At 42.4% G+C, this 20,086-nt stretch carries 20 protein-coding genes, 1 tRNA gene and 2 rRNA genes; 6 read left to right on the top strand and 17 right to left on the bottom strand.

The features are described from left to right. Positions 1-105 precede the first annotated feature (105 nt). The 3 genes from QQS39_RS01050 to QQS39_RS01040 form a co-directional block, all read right to left on the bottom strand. Positions 106-3,008 (bottom strand): 23S ribosomal RNA (locus QQS39_RS01050). Positions 3,009-3,375: 367 nt separating this feature from the next. After that, positions 3,376-3,451 (bottom strand) — tRNA-Glu (locus tag QQS39_RS01045). 84 nt (positions 3,452-3,535) lie between these two features. Continuing rightward, positions 3,536-5,078: ribosomal RNA gene (locus QQS39_RS01040) — 16S ribosomal RNA — on the bottom strand. Together the 16S and 23S rRNA genes with 1 tRNA gene alongside form the textbook arrangement of a ribosomal RNA operon. A gap of 614 nt (positions 5,079-5,692) precedes the next feature. Here QQS39_RS01040 and QQS39_RS01035 point away from each other — a divergent pair. Further along, positions 5,693-6,256 (top strand): gamma carbonic anhydrase family protein, encoded by a 564-nt coding sequence (locus QQS39_RS01035; RefSeq protein WP_151436637.1) that lies wholly within the window; start codon positions 5,693-5,695, stop codon positions 6,254-6,256. On the opposite strand, the gene QQS39_RS01030 is transcribed toward QQS39_RS01035, so the two are convergent. From QQS39_RS01030 to dprA, 5 genes are read right to left on the bottom strand one after another with little or no spacing between them, the layout of a single operon-like run. Continuing rightward, complete coding sequence (locus QQS39_RS01030; protein ID WP_151436636.1) at positions 6,232-6,492, bottom strand: DUF1488 family protein; 261 nt, start codon at positions 6,490-6,492, stop codon at positions 6,232-6,234. The genes QQS39_RS01035 and QQS39_RS01030 overlap by 25 nt on opposite strands. After that, positions 6,489-7,313 (bottom strand): shikimate dehydrogenase, encoded by an 825-nt coding sequence (gene aroE, locus QQS39_RS01025; RefSeq protein WP_285805234.1) that lies wholly within the window; start codon positions 7,311-7,313, stop codon positions 6,489-6,491. The genes QQS39_RS01030 and aroE overlap by 4 nt, the downstream gene beginning before the upstream one ends. A 5-nt stretch (positions 7,314-7,318) precedes the next feature. Next, positions 7,319-7,888: an L-threonylcarbamoyladenylate synthase type 1 TsaC gene (gene tsaC, locus QQS39_RS01020; protein WP_151436634.1), complete on the bottom strand. Its 570-nt coding sequence runs from the start codon at positions 7,886-7,888 to the stop codon at positions 7,319-7,321. Continuing rightward, positions 7,881-8,438: a DNA topoisomerase family protein gene (locus tag QQS39_RS01015; RefSeq protein ID WP_151436633.1), complete on the bottom strand. Its 558-nt coding sequence runs from the start codon at positions 8,436-8,438 to the stop codon at positions 7,881-7,883. Before QQS39_RS01015 ends, tsaC begins: the two co-directional genes overlap by 8 nt. Before the next feature lie 18 nt (positions 8,439-8,456). After that, complete coding sequence (gene dprA / locus QQS39_RS01010) at positions 8,457-9,617, bottom strand: DNA-processing protein DprA (RefSeq protein WP_151436632.1); 1,161 nt, start codon at positions 9,615-9,617, stop codon at positions 8,457-8,459. Between the two features lie 130 nt (positions 9,618-9,747). Here dprA and def point away from each other — a divergent pair, with 130 nt between their 5' ends. From def to mscL, 5 genes are all read left to right on the top strand, one after another. Next, positions 9,748-10,272: a peptide deformylase gene (def, locus tag QQS39_RS01005; RefSeq protein ID WP_151436631.1), complete on the top strand. Its 525-nt coding sequence runs from the start codon at positions 9,748-9,750 to the stop codon at positions 10,270-10,272. Positions 10,273-10,298: 26 nt separating this feature from the next. After that, on the top strand, positions 10,299-11,246 hold the full coding sequence (gene fmt, locus QQS39_RS01000; protein ID WP_285805233.1) for a methionyl-tRNA formyltransferase: 948 nt from the start codon (positions 10,299-10,301) through the stop codon (positions 11,244-11,246). Positions 11,247-11,345: 99 nt separating this feature from the next. Then, complete coding sequence (rsmB, locus tag QQS39_RS00995) at positions 11,346-12,614, top strand: 16S rRNA (cytosine(967)-C(5))-methyltransferase RsmB (protein ID WP_285805232.1); 1,269 nt, start codon at positions 11,346-11,348, stop codon at positions 12,612-12,614. Between the two features lie 112 nt (positions 12,615-12,726). After that, positions 12,727-14,103 carry a Trk system potassium transporter TrkA gene (trkA, locus tag QQS39_RS00990; RefSeq protein WP_109396567.1) on the top strand — a complete coding sequence of 459 codons (1,377 nt, stop codon included), beginning with the start codon at positions 12,727-12,729 and terminating at the stop codon, positions 14,101-14,103. Between the two features lie 115 nt (positions 14,104-14,218). Continuing rightward, entirely contained in the window at positions 14,219-14,626 is a 408-nt protein-coding gene (gene mscL / locus QQS39_RS00985; protein WP_023583476.1) for a large-conductance mechanosensitive channel protein MscL, read from the top strand. A gap of 3 nt (positions 14,627-14,629) precedes the next feature. On the opposite strand, the gene QQS39_RS00980 is transcribed toward mscL, so the two are convergent. The 9 genes from QQS39_RS00980 to secY form a co-directional block, all read right to left on the bottom strand. After that, complete coding sequence (locus QQS39_RS00980; RefSeq protein WP_023583475.1) at positions 14,630-14,836, bottom strand: alternative ribosome-rescue factor A; 207 nt, start codon at positions 14,834-14,836, stop codon at positions 14,630-14,632. A 50-nt stretch (positions 14,837-14,886) separates the two neighbouring features. Beyond that, a complete protein-coding gene (gene zntR / locus QQS39_RS00975; RefSeq protein WP_151436627.1) occupies positions 14,887-15,300 on the bottom strand; it encodes a Zn(2+)-responsive transcriptional regulator in 414 nt (137 codons plus the stop codon). Between the two features lie 296 nt (positions 15,301-15,596). After that, positions 15,597-15,983, bottom strand: a complete 387-nt coding sequence (gene rplQ, locus QQS39_RS00970; protein ID WP_004246940.1) for a 50S ribosomal protein L17 — start codon at positions 15,981-15,983, stop codon at positions 15,597-15,599. A gap of 37 nt (positions 15,984-16,020) precedes the next feature. After that, positions 16,021-17,010, bottom strand: a complete 990-nt coding sequence (locus tag QQS39_RS00965; protein WP_006535513.1) for a DNA-directed RNA polymerase subunit alpha — start codon at positions 17,008-17,010, stop codon at positions 16,021-16,023. A gap of 25 nt (positions 17,011-17,035) precedes the next feature. After that, on the bottom strand, positions 17,036-17,656 hold the full coding sequence (gene rpsD / locus QQS39_RS00960; RefSeq protein ID WP_004246942.1) for a 30S ribosomal protein S4: 621 nt from the start codon (positions 17,654-17,656) through the stop codon (positions 17,036-17,038). Between the two features lie 36 nt (positions 17,657-17,692). Then, positions 17,693-18,082 (bottom strand): 30S ribosomal protein S11, encoded by a 390-nt coding sequence (gene rpsK / locus QQS39_RS00955; RefSeq protein WP_002919257.1) that lies wholly within the window; start codon positions 18,080-18,082, stop codon positions 17,693-17,695. 16 nt (positions 18,083-18,098) lie between these two features. Next, positions 18,099-18,455 (bottom strand): 30S ribosomal protein S13, encoded by a 357-nt coding sequence (gene rpsM / locus QQS39_RS00950; protein WP_036914623.1) that lies wholly within the window; start codon positions 18,453-18,455, stop codon positions 18,099-18,101. A gap of 146 nt (positions 18,456-18,601) precedes the next feature. Beyond that, the gene (gene rpmJ / locus QQS39_RS00945; RefSeq protein ID WP_071788572.1) at positions 18,602-18,718 is read right to left on the bottom strand and encodes a 50S ribosomal protein L36; all 117 of its coding nucleotides are present in this window, start codon (positions 18,716-18,718) and stop codon (positions 18,602-18,604) included. A 42-nt stretch (positions 18,719-18,760) separates the two neighbouring features. Next, entirely contained in the window at positions 18,761-20,083 is a 1,323-nt protein-coding gene (secY, locus tag QQS39_RS00940) for a preprotein translocase subunit SecY (RefSeq protein ID WP_006535510.1), read from the bottom strand. Between the last annotated feature and the right edge of the window lie 3 nt (positions 20,084-20,086).

Here is a 20,086-nt window from a genome sequence, read left to right as displayed (position 1 = left end):
TATTACCCGTTACTGTTGTTTCTTCCTCAGTAACCAGCAATTTCAATCTTAAACAAGCTTACTTCATCTACTGTCGTCTCTCAGACAAAACACCTTCGGTGTTGTCAGGTTAAGCCTCACGGTTCATTAGTACTGGTTAGCTCAACGTATCGCTACGCTTACACACCCAGCCTATCAACGTCTTAGTCTTAAACGTTCCTTTAGGTCACTCTAGGTGACAGGGAAGACTCATCTCGAGGCAAGTTTCCCGCTTAGATGCTTTCAGCGGTTATCTCTTCCGCACTTAGCTACCGGGCAATGCCATTGGCATGACAACCCGAACACCAGTGGTGCGTTCACTCCGGTCCTCTCGTACTAGGAGCAACCCCTCTCAATCTTCCAACGCCCACGGCAGATAGGGACCGAACTGTCTCACGACGTTCTAAACCCAGCTCGCGTACCACTTTAAATGGCGAACAGCCATACCCTTGGGACCTACTTCAGCCCCAGGATGTGATGAGCCGACATCGAGGTGCCAAACACCGCCGTCGATATGAACTCTTGGGCGGTATCAGCCTGTTATCCCCGGAGTACCTTTTATCCGTTGAGCGATGGCCCTTCCATTCAGAACCACCGGATCACTAAGACCTACTTTCGTACCTGCTCGAGCCGTCACTCTCACAGTCAAGCTGGCTTATGCCTTTGCACTAACCGCATGATGTCCGACCATGCTTAGCCAACCTTCGTGCTCCTCCGTTACTCTTTAGGAGGAGACCGCCCCAGTCAAACTACCCACCAGACACGGTCCCCGATCCAGATTATGGACCTAGGTTAGAACATCAAACGTTAAAGGGTGGTATTTCAAGGTTGACTCCATGCAGACTGGCGTCCACACTTCATAGTCTCCCACCTATCCTACACATCAAGGCTCAATGTTCAGTGTCAAGCTATAGTAAAGGTTCACGGGGTCTTTCCGTCTTGCCGCGGGTACACTGCATCTTCACAGCGAGTTCAATTTCACTGAGTCTCGGGTGGAGACAGCCTGGCCATCATTACGCCATTCGTGCAGGTCGGAACTTACCCGACAAGGAATTTCGCTACCTTAGGACCGTTATAGTTACGGCCGCCGTTTACTGGGGCTTCGATCAAGAGCTTCTCCCTAAGGATAACCCCATCAATTAACCTTCCAGCACCGGGCAGGCGTCACACCGTATACGTCCACTTTCGTGTTTGCACAGTGCTGTGTTTTTAATAAACAGTTGCAGCCAGCTGGTATCTTCGACTGGCTTCGGCTCCGTCCGCGAGGGACTTCACTTACCGCCAGCGTGCCTTCTCCCGAAGTTACGGCACCATTTTGCCTAGTTCCTTCACCCGAGTTCTCTCAAGCGCCTGAGTATTCTCTACCTGACCACCTGTGTCGGTTTGGGGTACGATTGTTGGTAACCTGAAGCTTAGAGGCTTTTCCTGGAAGCAGGGCATCAATTGCTTCACCACCTTAGTGGCTCGTCATCACACCTCAGCATTAAGTGACCGGATTTGCCTAATCACTCTGCCTACATGCTTGAACCGGGACGACCGTCGCCCGGACAACCTAGCCTTCTCCGTTCCCCCATCGCAGTTACCACCAGTACGGGAATATTAACCCGTTTCCCATCGACTACGCTTTTCAGCCTCGCCTTAGGGGTCGACTCACCCTGCCCCGATTAACGTTGGACAGGAACCCTTGGTCTTCCGGCGTGCGGGTTTTTCACCCGCATTATCGTTACTTATGTCAGCATTCGCACTTCTGATACCTCCAGCATACCTCACAGTACACCTTCGCAGGCTTACAGAACGCTCCCCTACCCAACAACACATAGTGTCGCTGCCGCAGCTTCGGTGCATGGTTTAGCCCCGTTACATCTTCCGCGCGGGCCGACTCGACCAGTGAGCTATTACGCTTTCTTTAAATGATGGCTGCTTCTAAGCCAACATCCTGGCTGTCTGAGCCTTCCCACTTCGTTTCCCACTTAACCATGACTTTGGGACCTTAGCTGGCGGTCTGGGTTGTTTCCCTCTTCACGACGGACGTTAGCACCCGCCGTGTGTCTCCCGTGATAACATTCTTCGGTATTCGCAGTTTGCATCGAGTTGGTAAGTCGGGATGACCCCCTAGTCGAAACAGTGCTCTACCCCCGAAGATGAATTCACGAGGCGCTACCTAAATAGCTTTCGGGGAGAACCAGCTATCTCCCGGTTTGATTGGCCTTTCACCCCCATCCACAAGTCATCCGCTAATTTTTCAACATTAGTCGGTTCGGTCCTCCAGTTAGTGTTACCCAACCTTCAACCTGCCCATGGATAGATCACCGGGTTTCGGGTCTATACCCTGCAACTCATTCGCCCAGTTAAGACTCGGTTTCCCTACGGCTCCCCTATACGGTTAACCTTGCTACAGAATATAAGTCGCTGACCCATTATACAAAAGGTACGCAGTCACCTCACGAAGAGGCTCCTACTGCTTGTACGTACACGGTTTCAGGTTCTTTTTCACTCCCCTCGCCGGGGTTCTTTTCGCCTTTCCCTCACGGTACTGGTTCACTATCGGTCAATCAGGAGTATTTAGCCTTGGAGGATGGTCCCCCCATATTCAGACAGGATAACACGTGTCCCGCCCTACTCGTCGAGTTCACAATAACAGCATCTTCAGATACGGGGCTATCACCCTTTACTGCCGGACTTTCCAGACCGTTCTCCTGATGCTGCTGTTGATTAAGACTCTGGGCTGTTCCCCGTTCGCTCGCCGCTACTAGGGGAATCTCGGTTGATTTCTTTTCCTCGGGGTACTGAGATGTTTCAGTTCTCCCGGTTCGCTTCATTAACCTATGTATTCAGTTAATGATAATATCCATTGGATATTGGGTTTCCCCATTCGGAAATCGTCGGGTATAACGGTTCATATCACCTTACCGACGCTTATCGCAGATTAGCACGTCCTTCATCGCCTCTGATTGCCTAGGCATCCACCGTGTACGCTTATTCGCTTAACCTCACAACCCGAAGGTGTCTTTTTCGATGACTCTCTTGGTGGTGATGGCTGCGCAGATTACATTTCATCGTTGGGCAGTGCTCGCAATGCTCACATACTTTAGTATGTTCCGCTTGCTGTGCGCTGGCCGCCTCGAACTGTAAATTGCTCGCTCATCCCACTTTGATGTCAAAAACACATTCAAAGTTTGAGATTTTGAGAGACTCATCAATATACCTCGGTGATATATTGATTTGTTTTCAATTTTTCAGCTTGTTCCAGATTGTTAAAGAGCATAATAGGTAAAATAACTCATGCGAATTATCTTAACTATTCTCTGATTCTCATCAGACTATAGTGTGGTACGCCTTTCACTCATACCGCGCAATTGGCGTCCCCTAGGGGATTCGAACCCCTGTTACCGCCGTGAAAGGGCGGTGTCCTAGGCCTCTAGACGAAGGGGACTTCAGTCAGCTTCGCAGACGCGCTTTTGCTCGTTCTTCATCAGACAATCTGTGTGAGCACTGCACATAACACGTATCTCTTAGGTAAGGAGGTGATCCAACCGCAGGTTCCCCTACGGTTACCTTGTTACGACTTCACCCCAGTCATGAATCACAAAGTGGTAAGCGCCCTCCCGAAGGTTAAGCTACCTACTTCTTTTGCAACCCACTCCCATGGTGTGACGGGCGGTGTGTACAAGGCCCGGGAACGTATTCACCGTAGCATTCTGATCTACGATTACTAGCGATTCCGACTTCATGGAGTCGAGTTGCAGACTCCAATCCGGACTACGACAGACTTTATGAGTTCCGCTTGCTCTCGCGAGGTCGCTTCTCTTTGTATCTGCCATTGTAGCACGTGTGTAGCCCTACTCGTAAGGGCCATGATGACTTGACGTCATCCCCACCTTCCTCCGGTTTATCACCGGCAGTCTCCTTTGAGTTCCCGCCATTACGCGCTGGCAACAAAGGATAAGGGTTGCGCTCGTTGCGGGACTTAACCCAACATTTCACAACACGAGCTGACGACAGCCATGCAGCACCTGTCTCAGAGTTCCCGAAGGCACTCCTCTATCTCTAAAGGATTCTCTGGATGTCAAGAGTAGGTAAGGTTCTTCGCGTTGCATCGAATTAAACCACATGCTCCACCGCTTGTGCGGGCCCCCGTCAATTCATTTGAGTTTTAACCTTGCGGCCGTACTCCCCAGGCGGTCGATTTAACGCGTTAGCTCCAGAAGCCACGGTTCAAGACCACAACCTCTAAATCGACATCGTTTACAGCGTGGACTACCAGGGTATCTAATCCTGTTTGCTCCCCACGCTTTCGCACCTGAGCGTCAGTCTTTGTCCAGGGGGCCGCCTTCGCCACCGGTATTCCTCCACATCTCTACGCATTTCACCGCTACACGTGGAATTCTACCCCCCTCTACAAGACTCTAGCCAACCAGTTTCAGATGCAATTCCCAAGTTAAGCTCGGGGCTTTCACATCTGACTTAATTGACCGCCTGCGTGCGCTTTACGCCCAGTAATTCCGATTAACGCTTGCACCCTCCGTATTACCGCGGCTGCTGGCACGGAGTTAGCCGGTGCTTCTTCTGCGGGTAACGTCAATTGATAAAGGTATTAACTTTATCACCTTCCTCCCCGCTGAAAGTACTTTACAACCCTAAGGCCTTCTTCATACACGCGGCATGGCTGCATCAGGCTTGCGCCCATTGTGCAATATTCCCCACTGCTGCCTCCCGTAGGAGTCTGGGCCGTGTCTCAGTCCCAGTGTGGCTGATCATCCTCTCAGACCAGCTAGAGATCGTCGCCTAGGTGAGCCATTACCTCACCTACTAGCTAATCCCATATGGGTTCATCCGATAGCGCAAGGTCCGAAGAGCCCCTGCTTTGGTCCGTAGACGTCATGCGGTATTAGCTACCGTTTCCAGTAGTTATCCCCCTCTATCGGGCAGATCCCCATACATTACTCACCCGTCCGCCGCTCGTCAGCAAGAAAGCAAGCTTTCTCCTGTTACCGCTCGACTTGCATGTGTTAGGCCTGCCGCCAGCGTTCAATCTGAGCCATGATCAAACTCTTCAATTAAAAGTGTTTGATGCTCAAAGAAATCGAAAACTTAGCTATTCATAAATGAATTTACTTTTGTTGTTCACTCTTCAAGACTTGATACATCTAATATTTTAGAAGATATCGTCTCTGCGAGTGCCCACACAGATTGTCTGATAATTTGTTAAAGAGCAGTGCAACATTCGCTGCCGTTTCCGGTCTTCTGCGTTGTTGCGAGGAGGCGTATATTACGTTATTCCTCTGAAGAGTCAAGAGTTTTTTCAAACTTTTTTCTTTTCTCTTCACCGTCCTGCGTGGCTTGTTGTTTGCTCATCGCCGGTCAGTGGATGCGCATTATAGGGAGATCTCGGATTAGCGCAAGTGTTTATTTCAATTTTTTTTCTGTTCGTTCTCTTTTTGAACTTTACGTCTATTTTTGATACGAAAAACACTTCTTGCGTACAAAAAATATACGCTTTATCTTGTTATTGTCTATTCGGTATATTCTATCAATCACACTCTATTGCTCTACTTTCTCTTTTATTATCGATTTTTATAGTAATGCATCATAAAAATCATTGATCTCGCCAGCCCCCACCATCCACTGCTATGCTTTTCTTATTATAAAGTGAAACTAAGTACGAGGTTAAATTATGGGGAAATCAACAATCAGGAATTATTTACACCTTTCACCTTCTATTGATAAAGATGTTTTTATTGATGAAACAGCAACTGTGATTGGAGATGTACGCATTAGCGAAGATGTCAGTATTTGGCCTATGGTTGTTATTCGTGGTGATGTGAATTACGTAAGTATTGGGAAAAGATCAAATATTCAAGATGGTTCGGTTCTTCATGTCACTCACATCTCATCCAATGATCCTGAAGGTTTTCCTCTTATTATTGGTGATAACGTTACTGTGGGGCACAAAGCAATGCTACACGGGTGCACAATCGGAAATCGTGTTTTAGTAGGAATGGGTTCTATTTTACTTGATGGTGCAATTATTGAAGACGATGTAATGATTGGTGCAGGTAGTTTAGTTCCACCCGGAAAGCGACTTGAAAGCGGTTTTCTTTACTTAGGAAGTCCAGTGAAAAAGGTTCGCCCACTTTCACCCGCAGAAATAGAGCACTTTATCTATTCTGCGAATAATTATGTTGGGTGGAAAAATAACTATCTAGCCACTTATCAATCTGCCATTGATAAAGAATAGATCGGATGAAGAGTTGATAACTCATGCTCTGTTACCAACTCTTCAAATTCTTCTTCAATGTCCCAGCGATTTTGTTTAAATAATAAAATCCCCTCACCATTACCAAAACGCTCTATAAGCTCTTGCTCTGTAATTTGACAATCAAAAAGCATTCCGTTGATCATTATAGGAAAAAGAACTTTTCTACTCTCAGCTAGCCATATTTCACGATCTGGAAATTGAATGGATTGGTTCATTTATTCAATCTTTCTCTTAATACATTAAGGACGGGATTAATATCTGGTACAAGTTCATACCACAATTCAAATGCATAAGCCGCTTGCCCTACTAACATACCTAATCCATCTGATAAACGCGTACTTCCATGTTTCAACGCGTTATATAGAAATGAAGTCATTCCAGTTTGATAATAAAGGTCATAGCACGCTGTTTCAAAGCCATAAACATCATTAGGGATCGGTGGTAAATCATTAGTCATACTAGATGCAGATGCATTTATAATTAAATCGTAATGTTTATCAGCAACATCTTCAGCAGCTATTGCTCTGATCGTTCCAAATTCACTAAACTCTTTTACTAATTGCTCGGCTTTAGCAAATGTGCGATTGGTTAAAGTAATATCACAATCATAATCAAGTAGTGGAAGTAGTATTCCTCTTGTTGCGCCACCAGCACCAATCACTAAGACGGATTTAACCTTATTAGGAACGATAAAATCGAGCCTCGCTAAATCTAGAATAAGTCCTTGTCCATCAGTGTTATCACCAAGAAGTGATCCATCGTCTAATTTAACAATAGAGTTAACTGCGCCACATGCTTTTGCTCTATCTGTTAATTCATCCACAAAGCGGAATGCATCTTCTTTAAAAGGAACAGTAACATTAGCACCTCGCCCCCCATTAGAAAAAAAATGTGAGGCGGTTTTATTAAATTCACCTAAAGGAACAAGTAAGCGTCCATAGCCATACTCTATTCCAGTTTGTTTTGAAAAAAATTGGTGAATGAAAGGAGACTGACTATGCTCGATAGGGTTTCCCATCACTAAATATTTTTCCATCACAATCACCCTTGTCGGTACAATTCACCTGTTAATGCATCTCGAATTTCAGAAGGATTCTGTCTACCACCAACATTTCCTTCAACGATAGGAATTGTATCCTCAAATTGTTCTCTTACTTCTTCAACTGTACGACATGGTGGCAATCCACTTAAGTTAGCACTCGTTGACACTAAAGGTTTTCCATAAGCTAAACATAGCTCTTTAACAACTGGATGATCTGTTACTCTTACGGCTAAAGATGCAAATTTTCCAGTTAACCATTTTGGCGTCGTTGATTTGGCAGGAATAACCCATGTAATGGGTCCCGGCCAAGATGCAAACATTCTGTCTCGTTGAGTTTGTGTCAATGCACTATCATCAATATAAGGTTTCAATTGCTCATAATTATCAGCAATTAAAATTAGCCCTTTATCAATTGAACGTTGTTTTAACATTAATAGCGCCATAACAGCATGCTCGCTATCAGGATCACAACCGACCCCAAATACAGCTTCTGTTGGATATGCGATAACTTTATTATTTTTTAATGCTTCTATAATAGTATTGCTTACAGGTGATGCTTCATTATTCATGTTCTTCTCTTTTTGTTTGTTGCTTTCCACATAATTTGCTGGCGCACACCAATCTTACTCCTTGAGAAGACCTTTTTTCCATCAATAATGGATAGTGACAATGTTCGCATTCACCATTAACAGGTTTGTTATTTAATACAAATTGGCATTCTGGATATTGGTTGCAAGCATAAAATATCTTACCAAACCGAGACTTACGCTGTAATAATTTCCCTTTTTTACATTGAGGACAAGGTATAACGGTTTCATCAGGTTTATCAATTTGCTCTATATGTTCACACTCAGGATAATTGCTACAACCAATAAACATCCCAAATTTACCCTGACGTAAAACTAAATCAGCACCACAGCACTTACAAGGTTGTCCTTCTAACACTTTAATAATTTGCCCATCACCTTGTGGTTTCAGTGTTTTAATATAGTGGCAATCAGGATAATTAGAGCATCCTAAAAAAGGACCATGCCCTCCATTTTTCATCACTAATGCACTACCACATTCAGGACATTTTCCCTGTTCAGGTTGCTGTGTAAACGGCATATTCTTTGCCATTGTTTTACCTCATTACACTTATTCCAATCGAGTATAACCACCAGCCACAATAGCGACTTTTTCAATAAGCTCAAGTTCTAATAAAAGAGGAGCTAATTCAGAAGTTGATAATCCACTATCCTGAGCAATGATATCAATAGGTACTGCTTTATTAAAACGTAGAAAAGGCAATATCACATCCATTGCGTGTTGTTGTTCAAGTGTAAATTGTTCTGGTGTAAGTTGCTCTGTTTTCGCCTCTCGTTTTTCATTATTGGTAAACGTTGCATATTCTTCTGTTGTTATTTTTTGTTGATACTCACTATCACTAGTAAGCCACTGCAAAGAGCTATTTAAATATTCCAGAATATCTTCAGGTGACGATGCTAAATTTGCACCTTGTTTAATAAGCTGATGATTACCTTCAAAATGGTCATCGCCTAATAATCCAGGTAACACAAACAGCTCTTTACCTTGTTGCAAAGCATAATTTGCTGTTATTAAAGAACCGCTTTTAATTCCTGCTTCGACAATAAGTAGTGCAGCACTTAGCCCACTAATAATCCGGTTACGTTGAGGAAAATGGCGCGCTAAAGGGGGCGTCATAGGTAAATGTTCAGAAATAATAAGACCGGATTCTTTTATTTGTGTTGCAAGAGTGCGATGGAATGACGGATAAATCTGTGCTAAGCCACTTCCTAGTACAGCAATAGTAATACCATTATTCTTTAATGCACTTCGATGCCCTATACCATCAATACCTTGAGCTAACCCACTTGTAATGGTGAGTTCTTTCTTTACTAATTCCTGTGCAAAATAAGTTGCCCATTTGGAACCATAAGGTGTAGCAACTCGACTACCAATTAATGCAATTTGTGTGCTTTTTAAATACTGCTTATTTCCTGCAACAAAAAGCAAAAGTGGCGGTGATGAAATTTGTTTTAATAAAGATGGATAATCTGAATCTATAATTGTTAATAATGATGATTCGTTTTTATCTAACCACTTTAATGTATCGTTGACAGCATTTGCGTGAAGTCTTAAGAATTGATAACTTTGTTGTTCTGATAGACCACAACCTATTAATAGTCTTTGATTTAACTGAGTCAAAGATTGTAGATACCTTGCAATTTGAATCGCTTTATTAATAGGTAGTCTTGAAACAGCATTAAGCCTTATCCATATTTCTCTAGCATCCATGCATTATCCTAATATTGTTTTTAGCAAACAGGGTGAATGCTAAACACACCAAATACTGTCAATCTAGACAATAAATGTCTAGAATAGACGTTAAATCCTATTCACATTTTAGAAACAGTCCGAATAAATTATGGCAGTGTTACACGTATTACATTATCCAGACGAGCGCCTTCGCACGATTGCAAAGCCAGTCGAAAAAGTTGATGCCGAAATTCAAAAAATTGTCGATGATATGTTTGAAACGATGTATTTGGAAGAAGGTATCGGTTTAGCCGCGACACAGGTGAATATCCACCAGCGCATTATCGTCATTGATATCTCTGAAACAAGAGATCAAAGACTGGTATTAATAAATCCAGAACTTCTTGATGCCGACGGTGATACAGGCATAGAAGAAGGCTGTTTATCTATCCCAGAACAACGCGCTTTTATTCCTCGTGCAGAGCATGTAAAAATAAAAGCCCTTGATTACAATGGTCAACCTTTTGAGTTAGAAGCTAATGATTTATTAGCTATCTGCATTCAACATGAAATGGATCATTTAGTTGGCAAGCTATTTGTAGATTATTTATCTCCATTAAAACGCCAACGTATCCGTCAAAAAGTTGAAAAACTCGATAAGCTAGATAAAAAAAGAGCTAAAACAGGACAGTAACAGTTAAATTGAAACAGGAAGAAAACGTGTCTGATTCATTACGTATTATTTTTGCGGGAACACCCGATTTTGCAGCTCGACATTTAGCTGCATTATTATCAACTCAACATCGTGTGGTGGGAGTACTTACTCCTCCAGATAAACCCGCAGGAAGAGGTAAGAAACTGACTATTAGCCCTGTTAAAGAACTGGCGTTAACTCATAATATTCCTGTTTATCAACCAGCCTCTTTAAAACCAGAAGAGAACCATGAGTGGATAGCAGCACAACAAGCAGATATTATGATTGTTGTCGCTTATGGCATGATTTTACCTAAAGCCGTTCTTGAAATACCGCGTTTAGGTTGCCTTAATGTGCATGGATCTCTCCTTCCTAAATGGCGTGGTGCTGCACCAATTCAACGCTCTTTGTGGGCGGGAGATAAAGAAACAGGCATCACAATTATGCAAATGGATGTTGGTTTAGATACCGGCGATATGCTGTATAAAGCATCATGCCCAATTACGAATGAAGATACCAGCGCATCACTTTATGAAAAACTTGCAGAATTGGGGCCTAAAGCGTTAACAACTACGTTAGATCTTATTACCTCAGGTAAAATAAAAGCTGAAAAACAAGATGATAATTTAGCGAATTACGCACAAAAATTATCTAAAGAAGAAGCAAAAATTGATTGGTCATTATCAGCAGAACAGATTGAACGTTGCATAAGAGCATTCAATCCATGGCCAATGAGCTTTTTCATGTTAGACGAGCAACCTGTAAAAGTATGGAAAGCACAAGCTATAGCGGATAATACAGACAAACCTGCAGGAACCTTATTAAAAGCAGATAAAACAGGTATTTATATTGCGACAGGTAACGGCATTCTAAATATCACTGAATTGCAACCATCGGGTAAGAAACCTATGGCTTCTGCTGATTTCTTAAACTCCAAGCGAGATTGGTTTACTCCTGGAAAAATCATTCAATAATAATTATAAGCCCTGATATCTAACATTATTATCAGGGCTTTCCTTTTTTCACGCCAATGTAATACATCTCTGGCACTCAATATTAAACGTTAACTCATCATGAAAACGTCATACAACTTACGTAGCATTGCAGCCAAAGCAATTAACCAAGTATTAGACCAAGGCTTATCTCTAAGCACTGTCATACCAGAACTTCAGAAAAATATTTCAGACAAAGATAAACCCTTATTACAAGAAATCTGCTTTGGCGTATTACGTACATTGCCACAATTAGAATGGATTATTCAGCAGCTTATGGATAAACCATTAAAAGGCAAACAACGTATTTTGCACTACCTTATTATGGTTGGTTTATATCAGCTGCTTTATACACGTATTCCTGCCCATGCAGCTTTAGCAGAGACAGTAAATGGCGCTGTTGCACTAAAAAAACCACAGTTAAAAGGATTAATTAACGGTGTGTTACGTCAATTTCAACGCCAACAAGATATCCTGAACGAACGCTTTCAAAATAGCGAAAATCGTTTTCTCCATCCATCATGGCTACTTGCTCGTATTAAACAGGCTTATCCTGAGCAGTGGATGAGTATTGTTGAAGGCAATAACCAAAAACCACCAATGTGGTTACGTGTAAATCAACGTCATCATTCTCGAGAAGAATATTTAACATTACTTGAAAATGAAAATATTCCCGCCATTGCTGATGATAGCCACCCTTTCGCGATCCGTTTAGAAAATCCATGCAACGTGAATCTTCTTCCTGGATTTGCTGATGGTTGGGTAACCGTTCAAGATCGTTCTGCTCAACGTTGTGCTGAATTATTAGCACCAGAAAATAAAGAACAGATCCTTGATTTATGTGCAGCACCTGGTGGTAAAACAACACATATTTTAGAGATAGCTCCGCAAGCTCAAGTATTAGCTATCGACATAGATGAGCAACGTTTAAAGCGTGTACAAGAGAACCTTACACGTTTAAAACTTAATGCAGTCGTCAAAAGTGGTGATGGTCGTTATCCTGAACAATGGTGTTCAGGCATGCAGTTTGACCGAGTTCTTCTTGATGCACCATGCTCAGCAACAGGAGTTATCCGTCGTCACCCAGATATAAAATGGCTTCGTCGTAATGACGACATTGAGCAATTGGCTCAAATTCAAAAAGAGATCCTTCACGCTATTTGGCCATACCTAAAATCTGGTGGCACGTTGGTATATGCAACCTGCTCTATTTTACCTGAAGAAAATAAACAGCAAGTTGAAGCATTTTTAGCATCAACAAAAGATGCACAGTGTGATTATCAGTACCAATGCTTACCAGAAGAAAAAGGTGGCGATGGTTTCTTTTATGCATTGATCAAGAAAATATGATCTTGTGATAAAAGATGATATCAGATCTAAAAAACGCTACTATTTCAACGCAAGATCATCCAGATCTTGCGTTTCTTTTCTATTTGTTAATCGAATACTCTGAGAAATTACAATGAAAATTATTATCTTAGGCGCTGGTCAAGTAGGTGGTACTCTCGCTGAAAATCTTGTCGGGGAGAATAATGATATTACTGTCGTTGACACGAATGCAGATCGCTTACGCCAACTTCAAGATAAATTCGATTTACGAGTAGTCAATGGACATGGATCTCACCCAAGGATCTTAAGAGAAGCCGGTGCAGAAGATGCAGATATGCTGGTTGCCGTCACCAACTCTGACGAAACCAATATGATAGCGTGCCAAGTTGCTTACACTCTGTTTAATACGCCCAATAAAGTTGCTCGGATCCGTGCCTCTGAATTTGTTCGTGAAGCAGATAAACTCTTTCTCCCAGAAGCTATTCCCATTGATTATTTAATTTCACCAGAGCATTTGGTTATTGATTATATTTATAAATTGATCCAATACCCAGGTGCCTTACAAGTTGTTAATTTTGCCGATGGTCAAGTCAGTATTGTTGCGGTAAAAGCGTATTATGGTGGTTCTCTCGTTGGGAATGCGTTATCAACATTACGTGATCATATGCCACATATTGATACGCGTGTTGCTGCAATTTTTCGCCAAGATAGACCTATCAGACCTCAAGGTTCCACAATTATTGAAGCTGGAGATGAAGTTTTCTTTGTCGTTGCATCTCAGCATATTCGTGCGGTAATGAGCGAATTACAACGATTAGAAAAACCTTATAAACGCATTATGATTGTTGGTGGTGGTAATGTCGGTGCTGGTTTAGCGGCTAGATTAGAAAAAGATTATAGCGTCAAACTTATTGAACATAATCAGCAACGAGCCACAGAACTGGCAGAGTTACTCCATGACACCATCGTTTTTTATGGTGATGCATCAGATCAAGAGCTTCTTGCTGAAGAACATATTGAACAAATTGATGTCTTTATCGCACTGACTAATGATGATGAAGCCAATATTATGTCAGCGATGCTGGCAAAAAGAATGGGTGCTAAAAAAGCAATGGTACTTATTCAGCGTAGCGCTTATGTTGATTTAGTCCAAGGTGGGGTTATTGATATTGCAATATCGCCACAACAAGCAACTATTTCTGCACTTTTAGGTCATGTTCGTAAAGCTGATATTGTTAGCGTTTCATCATTACGACGGGGTGTTGCAGAAGCGATCGAAGCCGTTGCACATGGTGATGAAAATACATCAAAAGTTGTTGGTCGCCGAATACAAGATATAAAGCTACCACCAGGAACCATCATTGGTGCAATTGTTAGAGAGCAAGATGTTATTATTGCGAACGCAAGTCACTCCATAGAACAGGGTGATCATGTAATTATGTTTATCACTGATAAAAAATATGTTCCTGAAGTTGAAAAACTTTTCCAGCCAAGTCCATTTTTCTTATAAAGATTACGTAGAAATAAGAATAATAGTGATTGTTACTTATAGTGGTCTATTATTATCATGTTAGATACTATATTTTTACATAATAAATCTATATTGAGATAAATAAGGGGTGGTTATGTCTTTTTTTAAAGAGTTTCGTGAATTTGCCATGAAAGGCAACGTTGTTGATATGGCAGTCGGTGTCATCATCGGTGCAGCTTTCGGTAAGATTGTTTCATCTTTAGTTGCTGATATTATCATGCCTCCATTAGGATTATTAATCGGTGGTATTGATTTTAAACAGTTTAGCCTTGTATTAAGAGATGCAAGTGGAGATGTGCCTGCTGTTGTACTAAATTATGGTATGTTCATTCAAACTGTTTTTGACTTTGCCATTGTTGCATTTGCTATATTCTGCGCAATCAAATTAATCAATAAGACACGTCGTCAAGCAGAAGAAGCACCTAAAGCCCCCCCGGCTCCTTCCGCAGAAGAAACTCTATTAACAGAAATTCGTGATTTATTAAAAAATCAGCAAAAATAAAAACTAAAAGGCCAGTGATAACAATTGAAAAAATCTTTTGTTATCACTGGCCTCCCAGTTACCCTTCTTGTCATGTTTTGCTTTTCTCATATAACTTCCTTTTCCTTTCTTATTCTTTTCCACGCGTTGTCTAAATAGTGGATCATGAACAAGTGCCGCTAAAGCATTATCTTTAATAACACCTTTCTGGTGCTGATATTTACTAGACATAAAAACCTCTTAAATTGTTAAAGAACATAAAACGTAATACGGTACAGATATTATTGCTTTGTGGCTCCAGATTCAAGTATTTCAAGAATAGAACAATAAGTACTTTCATGAGCGCTACCACAACATGCATTACTTAACATCTTCAATGAATCTCGCATTTTTTCCATTTCTTTCAAGCGAATTTCAACTTCAGCAAGTCTTGCATCAACAATATGTTTTGATTCAACACAAGTGTGATGAGCAGGGTCAACACGAATAGAAAGTAGCTCTGTAATCGCATCTAATGTAAATCCCAACTCTTTTGCATAACGAATAAAACGCAAACGTTGAAGATCTTGCTCTGTATATAGGCGATAACCACCTTCTGTTCGCCTGTCATGATCCATCAATCCTTGTTTTTCATAAAAACGGATTGTATCTGTTGTCACATTCGCTAATTTTGCAACCTGTCCAATACGATACATGGAGCACTTCCTCACTATAGATTATGAATAAGCATAGCAAATAATCGAAAAAATAGAATTGAAATATAGTGCGAAGCTTATTTGGCAAAAAAGAGTAGTATGTTGAAATAATAAAAAATAGATATGATGCAACACAAGGGTAGGTAAAAAAGCATAGAATAACAAATAGAAAGGTTTGAGTATGGCTTGATAAGTTATTTTATAAAACAGTTTCAGTAGCTATCATTTTCAATAGATGTAAAAAAACCGGATTAAAAATCCGGTTTTTTTATTCGCTTCACTAAATAATAATTAAATTATTCAGCTGCTGCTTCTGTTTCAGAATCAGCACGGTCAACAAGCTCAATGTAAGCCATTGGAGCGTTGTCACCAGCACGGAAGCCACACTTCAGAATACGAGTGTAACCACCTGCACGGCTCGCAAAACGCGGACCTAATACTGTAAACAGTTTTGCCACGACTTCGTTATCACGAGTACGGGCGAATGCCAGACGACGATTAGCTACGCTGTCGGTCTTGGCAAGAGTAATCAGCGGCTCAACGACGCGACGCAGTTCTTTCGCTTTAGGCAAAGTTGTCTTGATTATCTCATGACGAACTAAAGAACCTGCCATGTTACGAAACATAGCCTGACGATGGCTGCTGTTGCGGTTCAATTGACGACCACTCTTACGATGGCGCATGACCTTATCCTTCTCAGTAAAACCTTAACCTGTGATCTTATTCATCAGCGATACTTGCAGGTGGCCAATTCTCAAGGCGCATGCCCAGAGATAAACCACGCGACGCCAGTACGTCTTTAATCTCAGTAAGAGATTTCTTACCAAGGTTAGGCGTCTTAAGTAATTCAACTTCAGTACGCTGTACCAGATCACCGATGTAGTGGATTGCTTCTGCCTTCAGACAGTTAGCAGAGCGGACAGTCAATTCAAGATCGTCTACTGGGCGCAGTAAGATAGGATCGAATTCTGGCTTCTCTTCTTTAACTTCTGGTTGACGAACATCACGTAAGTCAACAAAAGCTTCAAGCTGTTCAGCCAGGATAGTCGCTGCACGGCGAATCGATTCTTCTGGATCGATAGTACCGTTAGTTTCCATCTCGATAACCAGCTTATCCAAGTCGGTACGCTGTTCAACACGAGCTGCTTCCACATTATAAGCAATACGCTCAACTGGGCTATAGCACGCGTCTACTAAAAGGCGACCGATAGGGCGCTCATCTTCTTCCGAATGAATTCGGGCAGAAGCCGGCACATAACCACGACCACGCTGAACTTTGATACGCATATTAATAGATGCGTTCTCGTCTGTAAGGTGGCAGATAACGTGCTGCGGCTTGACGATTTCGACATCACCGTCATGGATGATATCGGCTGCAATAACAGGGCCAATGCCAGATTTGCTCAAAGTAAGAATAACTTCATCTTTACCATGAACTTTTACCGCCAACCCTTTAAGGTTGAGCAGTATTTCTAGGATATCTTCCTGAACACCTTCTTTGGTGCTGTACTCATGCAGTACACCATCAATCTCAACCTCTGTTACCGCACAACCCGGCATAGACGAAAGCAGAATACGGCGCAGTGCGTTACCAAGAGTATGGCCGAAGCCTCGCTCTAATGGTTCAAGGGTCACCTTGGCGTGCGTCGAACTGACTTGCTCGATATCAACCAGGCGCGGTTTTAGAAACTCTGTCACAGAACCCTGCATTGTGTCCTCTCTTTGGTGCTAAGCCTTACTTGGAGTAAAGCTCGACGATCAGGTGCTCGTTAATGTCAGCAGACAAGTCAGTACGTTCAGGAATACGTTTGAACACACCTTCCATCTTAGCAGCATCAACTTCCAGCCATGTTGGCTTTTCACGCTGTTCAGCCAGCTCTAAAGCAGCCTTGATACGAGACTGTTTTTTCGATTTTTCACGAACGCTGACTACGTCATTCGGGGAAACCTGATAAGAAGCAATGTTAACCACGCGACCATTTACCATGATTGCTTTATGGCTAACCATCTGACGTGCTTCTGCGCGAGTTGCGCCAAAGCCCATACGATAAACAACGTTATCCAGACGACCTTCCAGCAGAGTCAGCAGGTTTTCACCTGTGTTGCCTTTCAGACGAGTTGCTTCTTTGTAGTAGTTACGGAATTGACGTTCTAGAACACCGTAAATACGACGTACTTTTTGTTTTTCACGTAACTGAACACCGTAATCAGAAAGACGCGGTTTACGTGCGCCGTGCTGACCTGGTGCTTGTTCCAGTTTACACTTGGTGTCAATCGCCCGAACGCCAGATTTTAGAAATAAATCTGTACCTTCACGGCGGCTCAGCTTGAGCTTAGGACCCAAATATCTTGCCATTTTCTTTCTCCAACTTTCCTAAAAACGAAAACGTTATTAAACGCGACGTTTTTTCGGTGGACGACAACCGTTATGAGGAATCGGAGTCACATCAGTAATATTAGTGATGCGGAAACCAGCCGCGTTTAATGCACGGATAGTTGACTCACGACCAGGACCAGGTCCTTTAACCATAACTTCCAAGTTCTTAATTCCGTACTCTTTAACAGCTTCAGCGCAACGTTCTGCTGCAACCTGAGCCGCGAACGGAGTAGATTTACGAGAACCACGGAAACCGGAACCACCGGCAGTAGCCCAACCCAATGCGTTACCTTGACGATCGGTAATAGTAACGATTGTGTTGTTGAAAGAAGCATGGATATGAGCCACACCGTCAGAGACTTGTTTTCTTACACGCTTACGTGCACGAATAGGTGCTTTTGCCATTGTTCAAATACCCCGATTATTTCTTGATCGGCTTACGCGGACCCTTACGGGTACGTGCGTTAGTCTTAGTACGCTGACCGCGAACTGGTAGACCACGACGATGACGTAAACCACGGTAAGTACCAAGATCCATCAGACGTTTGATGCTCAGGGTAACTTCACGACGCAGATCACCTTCTACAACGTATTTGGCAACTTCGTCACGCAGCTTGTCGATTTGCTCTTCAGACAGCTCACTGATCTTAACATTTTCAGCAATACCAGCAGCTACACAGATAGCCTGTGAGCGGGTCTTACCGATACCGTAAATCGAAGTTAATGCGATTACAGTATGTTTATGATCAGGAATGTTAATGCCTGCTATACGGGCCACTATGCACTCCTAAATTAGCAGTTATACAGTACCATTCTGAAAAGCCCGTTTTCAGGATACTCAAACAATACTGTATATATTATAAAAGATTGGGCTGGCTAATTTAGCCAGCTCAACCGAACTTTGCAAGAAAAAAATGCAATAAATTAGCCTTGACGCTGTTTATGCTTAGGCTCGACGCTGCAAATTACACGCACGTGACCGTGACGTCTAACAATTTTGCAGTTACGGCACATTTTCTTGACGGAAGCACGAACTTTCATTTTTACTCTCCGTAACTTCTAAAACAAATCGCTTATCAGTAATTAACCTTTAAGATTTGCTTTTTTCAATGCAGACTCATACTGACTTGACATCAGGAGAGTTTGCACTTGAGCCATAAAATCCATGATGACCACAACCACGATTAAGAGGGAAGTACCACCAAAATAGAAAGGTACTTTCATTGCGTCACGCATGAACTCCGGGATGAGACAGATAAAGGTAATATACAAGGCACCAATTAAGGTTAAACGTGTCATTACTTTATCTATATATTTAGCCGTCTGCTCTCCCGGGCGAATTCCTGGTACAAATGCACCGGACTTCTTCAGGTTATCTGCCGTTTCTCTTGGGTTGAAAACCAACGCCGTATAGAAGAAACAGAAGAATATGATTGCAGCAGCGTATAGTAACACATAAATAGGTTGACCAGGCTGTAGATTTAAAGAAATCGTCGTCAGCCAACCCCACCCTGTACCATCGCCAAACCAAGAGGTTATTGTACCAGGAAACAGGATAATACTTGAAGCAAAAATTGCTGGTATAACACCCGCCATATTTACTTTAAGTGGTAGATGTGTACTTTGTGCCGCGTATATTCTACGCCCTTGTTGACGTTTTGCATAGTTAACAACGATACGACGTTGTCCTCTTTCTACAAAAACAACAAAGAAAGTAACCGCGAACACTAATACTGCAACCAACAATAACAGGAGGAAGTGCAGTTCGCCTTGCCGCGCCTGCTCGATGGTTTGACCAATGGCAGGCGGAAGACCTGCAACGATACCTGCAAAGATAATGATTGAGATACCGTTACCAATACCACGTTCAGTGATTTGCTCACCTAACCACATTAGGAACATTGTCCCAGTGACTAAGCTCACAACAGCCGTAATATAGAATGGTAGACCTGGATTAATTACCAGACCTTGCATTCCTGGCATATTCGGTAAGCCTGTTGCGATACCAATTGATTGGAATATCGCCAGCACCAAAGTACCATAACGGGTATATTGGCTGATCTTACGACGACCGGCCTCCCCTTCCTTCTTAATCTCTGCTAACCGAGGGTTAACCACTGATAAGAGTTGGATAATAATCGATGCCGAAATATAAGGCATGATACCCAGCGCAAAGATAGAAGCACGGCTAAGAGCACCACCAGAGAACATGTTAAACATTTCAATGATGGTGCCTTTTTGCTGATCGAGCAATTTGGCAAGCACAGTGGCATCAATACCAGGGATAGGAATAAAAGAGCCAATCCTAAAGACAATAAGTGCACCAAGAACAAACAAAAGTCTGCGTTTTAGTTCACCAACACCACCTTTAGCACTCTGAAAATCTAAACCTGGTTGTTTAGCCATCTG

The organism is Proteus appendicitidis, assembly GCF_030271835.1.
Lineage (GTDB): Bacteria > Pseudomonadota > Gammaproteobacteria > Enterobacterales > Enterobacteriaceae > Proteus > Proteus appendicitidis.
This window is presented reverse-complemented; position numbering and strand designations above follow the sequence as displayed.

What these genes read in the sequence shown, in the direction of transcription:
- mscL (WP_023583476.1), top strand. Translation starts at nt 14,219, where the DNA reads ATGTCTTTTTTTAAAGAGTTTCGTGAATTTGCCATGAAAGGCAACGTT.
- secY (WP_006535510.1), bottom strand. Translation starts at nt 20,083, where the DNA reads ATGGCTAAACAACCAGGTTTAGATTTTCAGAGTGCTAAAGGTGGTGTT.
- rplQ (WP_004246940.1), bottom strand. Translation starts at nt 15,983, where the DNA reads ATGCGCCATCGTAAGAGTGGTCGTCAATTGAACCGCAACAGCAGCCAT.
- dprA (WP_151436632.1), bottom strand. Translation starts at nt 9,617, where the DNA reads ATGGATGCTAGAGAAATATGGATAAGGCTTAATGCTGTTTCAAGACTA.
- rpmJ (WP_071788572.1), bottom strand. Translation starts at nt 18,718, where the DNA reads ATGAAAGTTCGTGCTTCCGTCAAGAAAATGTGCCGTAACTGCAAAATT.
- trkA (WP_109396567.1), top strand. Translation starts at nt 12,727, where the DNA reads ATGAAAATTATTATCTTAGGCGCTGGTCAAGTAGGTGGTACTCTCGCT.
- tsaC (WP_151436634.1), bottom strand. Translation starts at nt 7,888, where the DNA reads ATGAATAATGAAGCATCACCTGTAAGCAATACTATTATAGAAGCATTA.
- rpsK (WP_002919257.1), bottom strand. Translation starts at nt 18,082, where the DNA reads ATGGCAAAAGCACCTATTCGTGCACGTAAGCGTGTAAGAAAACAAGTC.
- QQS39_RS00980 (WP_023583475.1), bottom strand. Translation starts at nt 14,836, where the DNA reads ATGTCTAGTAAATATCAGCACCAGAAAGGTGTTATTAAAGATAATGCT.
- QQS39_RS01035 (WP_151436637.1), top strand. Translation starts at nt 5,693, where the DNA reads ATGGGGAAATCAACAATCAGGAATTATTTACACCTTTCACCTTCTATT.
- rsmB (WP_285805232.1), top strand. Translation starts at nt 11,346, where the DNA reads ATGAAAACGTCATACAACTTACGTAGCATTGCAGCCAAAGCAATTAAC.
- QQS39_RS00965 (WP_006535513.1), bottom strand. Translation starts at nt 17,010, where the DNA reads ATGCAGGGTTCTGTGACAGAGTTTCTAAAACCGCGCCTGGTTGATATC.
- rpsD (WP_004246942.1), bottom strand. Translation starts at nt 17,656, where the DNA reads ATGGCAAGATATTTGGGTCCTAAGCTCAAGCTGAGCCGCCGTGAAGGT.
- def (WP_151436631.1), top strand. Translation starts at nt 9,748, where the DNA reads ATGGCAGTGTTACACGTATTACATTATCCAGACGAGCGCCTTCGCACG.
- aroE (WP_285805234.1), bottom strand. Translation starts at nt 7,313, where the DNA reads ATGGAAAAATATTTAGTGATGGGAAACCCTATCGAGCATAGTCAGTCT.
- QQS39_RS01015 (WP_151436633.1), bottom strand. Translation starts at nt 8,438, where the DNA reads ATGGCAAAGAATATGCCGTTTACACAGCAACCTGAACAGGGAAAATGT.
- QQS39_RS01030 (WP_151436636.1), bottom strand. Translation starts at nt 6,492, where the DNA reads ATGAACCAATCCATTCAATTTCCAGATCGTGAAATATGGCTAGCTGAG.
- zntR (WP_151436627.1), bottom strand. Translation starts at nt 15,300, where the DNA reads ATGTATCGTATTGGACAGGTTGCAAAATTAGCGAATGTGACAACAGAT.